6 protein-coding genes are annotated in these 7,316 nt (G+C 60.4%); all 6 read right to left on the reverse strand.

From position 1 onward, the window contains the following. Nucleotides 1-395: 395 nt before the first annotated feature. Nucleotides 396-2,501, reverse strand: a complete 2,106-nt coding sequence (pnp, locus tag ACIPL0_RS26515) for a polyribonucleotide nucleotidyltransferase (protein WP_400596218.1) — start codon at nucleotides 2,499-2,501, stop codon at nucleotides 396-398. Nucleotides 2,502-2,677: 176 nt separating this feature from the next. Next, a complete protein-coding gene (rpsO, locus tag ACIPL0_RS26520) occupies nucleotides 2,678-2,947 on the reverse strand; it encodes a 30S ribosomal protein S15 (RefSeq protein WP_400596220.1) in 270 nt (89 codons plus the stop codon). 152 nt (nucleotides 2,948-3,099) lie between these two features. Continuing rightward, nucleotides 3,100-4,017: a tRNA pseudouridine(55) synthase TruB gene (truB, locus tag ACIPL0_RS26525; RefSeq protein ID WP_400596222.1), complete on the reverse strand. Its 918-nt coding sequence runs from the start codon at nucleotides 4,015-4,017 to the stop codon at nucleotides 3,100-3,102. Between the two features lie 4 nt (nucleotides 4,018-4,021). After that, nucleotides 4,022-4,414, reverse strand: coding sequence for a 30S ribosome-binding factor RbfA (rbfA, locus tag ACIPL0_RS26530; RefSeq protein ID WP_400596224.1), 393 nt, complete (start codon nucleotides 4,412-4,414; stop codon nucleotides 4,022-4,024). 157 nt (nucleotides 4,415-4,571) lie between these two features. Continuing rightward, nucleotides 4,572-7,103, reverse strand: coding sequence for a translation initiation factor IF-2 (infB, locus tag ACIPL0_RS26535; protein ID WP_400596226.1), 2,532 nt, complete (start codon nucleotides 7,101-7,103; stop codon nucleotides 4,572-4,574). 27 nt (nucleotides 7,104-7,130) lie between these two features. After that, nucleotides 7,131-7,316 (reverse strand): helix-hairpin-helix domain-containing protein (locus ACIPL0_RS26540; protein ID WP_400731624.1); only part of this gene is annotated, 186 nt, incomplete at its 5' end.

Below are 7,316 nucleotides of genomic sequence, written 5' to 3' on the forward strand. Positions count from 1 at the left end.
AATTTATGGATCCGTCCTGATCGTGCAGATTGCCCGGAATGAAAAAGTTCCGCATGCAAGATGCATGTTCTGTGTGGGCGTTGCGGGCTAACTTGTTAATTACATTGGGATTATTCATCAGGGGCCACCTCTCTCCGACGCCTTGCCTCGTACCTGTAGGAGCTGGCTTGTCCTGCGAGCGGCGGGGAACCCGTCGTAGACCCTGACGACTATGCGTGCCTGACACACCGCGTTTACCGGGTTTACGACGACTTCGTCGCCGCTCGCAGGACAAGCCAGCTCCTACAGGGGGGTGTGGTGTGTCAGGAATTCTTGCGGGGCGCAGCGCTCACATTCCAGCAGGCAAAAAAAAGAGCCCCGAAGGGCTCTTTTTTCAACAGTGCTAACGCGAGGGCTTAAACGCCCGACGCCTTGGCAGCTGCCACGTCTTTGATCGACAGTTTGATACGGCCGCGGTTGTCCACGTCCAGTACCAGTACTTCGACTTCCTGACCTTCTTTCAGCACGTCGGTGACTTTCTCGACGCGAGCATCGCTCAGCATGGAGATGTGCACCAGACCGTCCTTGCCAGGCAGGATGTTGACGAAAGCACCGAAGTCAACGATGCGCTCGACCTTGCCCAGGTAGATCTTGCCGATCTCGGCTTCCGCGGTGATGCTCAGCACGCGCTGACGCGCAGCCTCTGCAGCTTCCTTGGTTTCGCCGAAAATCTTGATCGAGCCGTCGTCTTCGATGTCGATCGAAGCCTTGGTCTCTTCGCAGATCGCACGGATGGTCGCGCCGCCTTTACCGATGACGTCACGGATCTTGTCGGTGTCGATCTTCATCGAGATCATGGTCGGAGCGTTGGCCGACAGCTCGGAACGCGACTGACCGATGACGTTGTTCATCTGGCCGAGGATGTTCAGGCGAGCTTCCAGGGCCTGGCCCAGGGCGATCTCCATGATTTCTTCGGTGATGCCCTTGATCTTGATGTCCATCTGCAGCGCGGTCACACCCTTGGCGGTACCGGCTACTTTGAAGTCCATGTCGCCCAGGTGGTCTTCGTCACCGAGGATGTCGGTCAGAACGGCGAACTTCTCGCCCTCCTTGACCAGACCCATGGCGATACCGGCAACCGGCGCCTTCATCGGTACACCGGCGTCCATCAGAGCCAGCGAAGCACCGCAGACCGAAGCCATGGAGCTGGAACCGTTGGATTCGGTGATTTCCGATACGACACGGATGGTGTACGGGAATTCGTCGGCGGCTGGCAGCATGGCCTGAACCGAACGACGGGCCAGACGGCCGTGACCGATCTCACGACGACCAGCGCCGCCCATGCGACCACACTCGCCCACCGAGAACGGAGGGAAGTTGTAGTGCAGCATGAAGGGGTCTTTCTTCTCGCCTTCGAGGGTGTCCAGCAGCTGTGCATCACGGGCGGTGCCCAGGGTCGCAACGACCAGTGCCTGGGTTTCACCACGGGTGAACAGGGACGAACCGTGGGTCTTCGGCAGAACACCGACCTCGATGTTCAGCGGACGTACGGTGCGGTTGTCGCGGCCGTCGATACGTGGCTTGCCGTTGACGATGTTTTCGCGAACGGTGCGATATTCGATCTCGCCGAAAGCGGCTTTGACTTCGGAAGCCGACGGGCTGCCTTCTTCAACGGCCAGCTTGGCAACGACCTGATCCTTCAGCTCGCCCAGGCGAGCGTAACGGTCGGCCTTGACGGTGATGGTGTAGGCCTCGGAGATGGCAGCGCCGAACTCGGAGCGGATGGCACCCAGCAGTGCGGTGGCTTCTGCCTGAGGAGCCCAGGTCCAGGTTGGCTTGGCGGCTTCGGCAGCCAGTTCCTTGACCGCCTTGATCACGGCCTGGAACTCGTCGTGGGCGAACAGCACGGCGCCCAGCATCTGGTCTTCGGTCAGTTCTTTGGCTTCCGATTCAACCATCAGTACCGCTTCTTCGGTACCGGCAACGACCATGTCCAGGCTCGAAGCTTTCAGTTGTTCGTAAGTCGGGTTCAGCAGGTAGCCGGTGCTTTCGTGGAATGCCACGCGAGCGGCGCCGATCGGGCCGTCGAACGGAATGCCGGAGATGGCCAGGGCAGCCGAGGTACCGATCATCGAAGCGATGTCCGGATCGGTCTTCTTGCTGGTGGAAACCACGGTGCAGACAACCTGCACTTCGTTCATGAAGCCTTCTGGAAACAGTGGGCGGATCGGACGGTCGATCAGACGCGAAGTCAGTGTTTCTTTTTCGGAAGGACGGCCTTCACGCTTGAAGAAACCGCCAGGGATCTTGCCGGCAGCGTAGGTTTTTTCCTGGTAGTGAACGGACAGCGGGAAGAAGCCTTTGCTGGCGTCGGCTTGCTTGGCGCCAACCACGGTCACCAGCACGGTGACGTCGTCGTCAACGGTGACCAATACCGCACCAGAAGCCTGACGGGCGATACGGCCTGTCTCCAGGGTTACGGTCGATTGACCGAATTGAAACTTCTTGATTACCGGGTTCACGGTTTCCTACCTTCTTTGTGGCTCTTGGGGGAACTGGTTTCTTGCGAATTCTTGGGTGTCGGCGGGAATCGGACCCAACCGTCACACCAGATAAAACTAGAGGCTGGGAGCCCGCCCGCCCACCGGCAAAATACCTGCGGAACGTGACGAACAACCAACCTCTAACTGCGGCGTTATTAGCGACGCAGACCCAGACGACCGATCAGGGCGCTGTAACGGGTAACGTCCTTACCTTTCAGGTAGTCCAGCAGCTTGCGACGCTGGTTTACCATGCGGATCAGACCACGACGGGAGTGGTGGTCCTTACCGTTGGCCTTGAAGTGGCCTTGCAGCTTGTTGATGTTGGCGGTCAGCAGTGCAACTTGCACTTCTGGCGAACCAGTATCACCGGCAGCTTGCTGGTAGTCGGTTACGATCTGAGCTTTTTCTTCAACGCTGAGTGCCATGTGGGCATTCCTTTTTTCGGGAAACCGCTCCGAAGAGACAGTTTCAACAGGCCGAGGGCAAACCCTCGTATTAAAAAGAAGAGGCGTGACCGTGCCTGTTGACAGCCACCCTCGTACCGCCGTGTCAGGATATCCCGACCCGACGGGTTCGGTCACTCTGACCGAATCAGTCGACGCGGCGCAATACGCCCGTCTTCACTCACTTCACCAATCCCGATGAAGCGTCCTTCATGATCCTGTACCCGCACCATGCCGAACTGCGGTGCATCCGGTGCCCTGACAGGCTGACCGTGCAACCAGTAGAACGCACTGTGCTCGGAAAACTTCAGCAGAGGCCAGTCCTGCAGGCCGCTGTCCGATGGCATCAGGAAGCGGTCGATCGCTTCGTTGCCACCTTCGGCGTGCACTGCTTCAAGCTCTTCGAGCGTGACGGTCTGGGCCAGCGTGAAGGGGCCGGCCTGGGTACGGCGCAGTTCTGCGACGTAAGCACCACAACCGAGCCGCTCACCGATATCCTCCACCAGGGTACGAATATAGGTGCCTTTGCTGCAGCCGACAGACAGACGCGCGGTCTCGCCTTCGCATGCCAGTAATTCCAGGCGCGCAATAGTAACAGAACGCGCCTCGCGCTCCACCACTTCCCCTGCCCGAGCCAGCTTGTACAGCGGCTGACCGTCACGCTTGAGGGCGGAGTACATCGGCGGTATCTGGCTGATTTGCCCACGAAATTCCGGCAGCACCGCGTCGATATCGGCGCGACCAACGGTCACCGGACGGGTCTGCAAAACCTCGCCTTCGGCGTCTGCGGTGGTGGTGGTCTTGCCCAACTGCATCAGGGTTTCATAACCCTTGTCGGAATCGAGCAGGTACTGGGAGAACTTGGTCGCCTCGCCAAAGCACAGCGGCAACACGCCGGTGGCCAGCGGATCGAGGCTGCCGGTGTGGCCGGCCTTCTCCGCGTTGAGCAGCCAGCGAACTTTCTGCAGCGCGGCGTTGGAGGTGAAGCCCAGCGGCTTGTCGAGCAGGATGATGCCGCTGACGTTACGGCGGATACGCTTGACCTGAGCCACCCGGTTACTCCTTCGACCCGTCGGTTGGCGTGTGCTGGCTGTCTTCGGCCACGGCACGCTCGATCAGCGCCGACAAGTGCGCACCACGGGAGACGCTTTCATCGTAATGGAAGTGCAGTTGCGGAACGCTGCGCAGCTTCATTTCGCGGCCCAGTTGCATGCGCAGGAAGCCTGCGGCGGCATTGAGCACCTTGAGCGACTGAGCGATGTCTTCGGCACCGTCCTGGCCCATCACGGTGATGAACACCTTGGCATGGCCGACATCGCGGGTGACGTCGACGGCGGTGATGGTGACCAGACCGACACGCGGGTCCTTGATTTCACGACGGATCAGTTGCGACAGCTCGCGCTGCATCTGATCGCCGATACGTTGGGTACGGCTGTATTCTTTTGCCATGTCTTGTTACCTGTACTGACCCGCGCCAAAAGCCGCAGGGTCTGAAAGCGGCAAACGCCCGGCCTGGCAGAAGCCGGACCGGGCGTTGCGTTGAGAGTCCATGACACCCGCTGGGCATTTGCATGCGACGACTGTCATGACTCCTGGAGCTCGCGAGTTAGAGGCTGCGAGCCACTTCGACCTTCTCGAACACTTCGATCTTGTCGCCGACCTTGACGTCGTTGTAGCTCTTCACGCCGATACCGCATTCCATGCCGGCACGCACTTCGGAAGCGTCATCCTTGAAGCGGCGCAGGGACTCCAGCTCGCCTTCGAAGATAACGATGTCTTCACGCAGTACGCGGATCGGACGGTTACGGTGCACGACACCTTCGATGACCATGCAACCGGCGATCGCACCGAACTTCGGCGAGCGGAACACGTCACGAACTTCGGCGATGCCGAGGATGTTCTCGCGAACGTCACTGCCGAGCATACCGGTGAGCGCCTTCTTGACGTCCTCGATGATGTCGTAGATGACGTTGTAGTAACGCATGTCCAGACCTTCCTGCTCGACGATCTTGCGCGCGCCGGCATCGGCACGCACGTTGAAGCCGAACAGTACAGCGTTGGAAGCCAGCGCCAGGTTGGCGTCGCTTTCGGTGATACCACCGACGCCGCCGCCCACTACACGCACTTGTACTTCGTCGTTGCCCAGGCCGTTCAGAGCGCCCTGCAAAGCTTCCAGAGAACCACGGACGTCGGATTTGAGGACGATGTTGAGCGTCTTCTTCTCTTCCTGACCCATGCTCTCGAAGATGTTTTCCAGCTTGCCGGCGTGAGCACGGGCCAGCTTGACCTCGCGGAACTTGCCTTGACGGAACAGCGCAACTTCACGGGCTTTCTTCTCGTCAGCCACCACGCTCATTTCGTCACCGGCGTCCGGCGTACCGTCCAGACCGAGGATCTCGACCGGGATGGCCGGACCGGCTTCCTTGATCGGCTTGCCGTTCTCGTCGAGCATGGCGCGAACGCGGCCATAGTTCGAACCGACCAGCACCATGTCGCCCTGACGCAGCGTACCGTCCTGAACCAGAACGGTGGCCACCGGACCACGGCCCTTGTCCAGACGCGATTCGACCACGACACCGCGACCCGGCGCCGAAGGAGTTGCCTTCAGTTCCAGAACTTCGGCTTGCAGCAGGACCGCTTCGAGCAGTTCGTCGACGCCGGTACCCATTTTCGCGGAGACCGGTACGAACGGGCTGTCGCCACCCCACTCTTCCGGATTCACACCGTGGGCTGCCAGCTCGCTCTTGATGCGATCCAGATCAGCGCCCGGCTTGTCGATCTTGTTCACGGCAACGACCAGCGGCACACCGGCGGCCTGTGCGTGCTGCACGGCTTCGATGGTCTGCGGCATCACGCCGTCATCGGCAGCGACAACCAGGATGACGATGTCGGTGGCCTTGGCACCACGGGCACGCATTGCGGTAAACGCGGCGTGACCCGGGGTGTCGAGGAAGGTCACCATGCCACGCTCGGTTTCAACGTGGTATGCACCGATGTGCTGGGTGATGCCGCCGGCTTCGCCTGCAGCAACCTTGGCACGACGGATGTAATCGAGCAGCGAGGTCTTGCCATGGTCAACGTGACCCATGACGGTCACGACCGGAGCACGCGGAACCGTCTCGCCTTCGAACTTCAGCGATTCAGCCAGGGAGTCTTCCAGGGCGGTGTCGCTGACCAGGGTCACTTTGTGGCCCAGTTCTTCGGCAACCAGTTGGGCAGTTTCCTGATCCAGAACCTGGTTGATGGTCGCTGGGGTGCCCAGCTTGAACATGAACTTGATGATCTCGGCAGCCTTGACCGACATTTGCTGAGCAAGGTCGGCCACGGTGATGGTTTCACCAATCTTCACTTCACGGATGACCGGACCGGTCGGGTTCTGGAAACCGTGAGCGTTGCGTTTCTTCGGCTTGGCCTTGCCACCGCCGCGACCACCACGACGGAAGCCATCGCTTTCTTCGTCGGTGGTACGTGGAGCGGAACGTGGGGCCGGAGCCTTTTCCTTGACCGAAGCACGATGCGGCGCGTTCTTGCGCTGCTCGCCATCACCGCTGCCACGACGGCTGGTGTCGTCGTTGCGGGTTCTGTCCGGACGGCGTGGTTCGTCTTTCTTGCGATCGGCAACCGGTGCCGGCGCCACGGCGTCGACCACAGGCTCGTCAACGACGACAGGAGCCGGTGCTGGTTCAGACACTGCCGCTTCCACGGCAGGTGCCGGAGCAGGTGCAGGCTGACGACGCGCTTCTTCTTCGGCGCGCTGACGAGCTTCTTCTTCAGCCTTTTGACGGGCGGCATTTTCTACCGCGCGGCGTTCTTCTTGCTCGCGCTTGCGCTCGGCCTCGATTTCCTCGGGGCTGCGCTGAACGAAAACTTTCTTCTTGCGTACTTCAACGCTGATGCTTTTGCTACCCGCAACACGCAGGGTGCTGGTGGTCTTGCGCTGCAAAGTGATCTTGCGCGGCTCTTCCGCCTTGGCCTTGTGACCGCTTTTCAGGTGGGTCAGCAGGGCTTGCTTTTCGTTATCGGTCACAACTTGCTCGGCGGCGGTGTGCGGCAGACCTGCCTCACGCATCTGCTGTAGCAGGCGCTCTACCGGTGTATCGACCGTCTTGGCCAGTTCTTTCACCGTGACTTGCGTCATGCACTTCTCTCCTCAGGCCGCATTTACTTACTCGAACCAATGGGCTCGGGCGGCCATGATCAACTTGCCGGCACGATCGTCGTCGATGCCGTCGATGTCGAGCAGGTCGTCAATAGACTGCTCGGCCAGGTCTTCGCGGGTAATTACGCCTCGCTCCGCCAGTTCCCTCGCCAGAGCCTTGTGGGGGCCGGGGGGCGGGGGGGGGGGGGCGGG

This window comes from Pseudomonas sp. NPDC090208 (assembly GCF_044746785.1).
In the GTDB taxonomy this organism is placed as follows: Bacteria; Pseudomonadota; Gammaproteobacteria; order Pseudomonadales; family Pseudomonadaceae; genus Aquipseudomonas.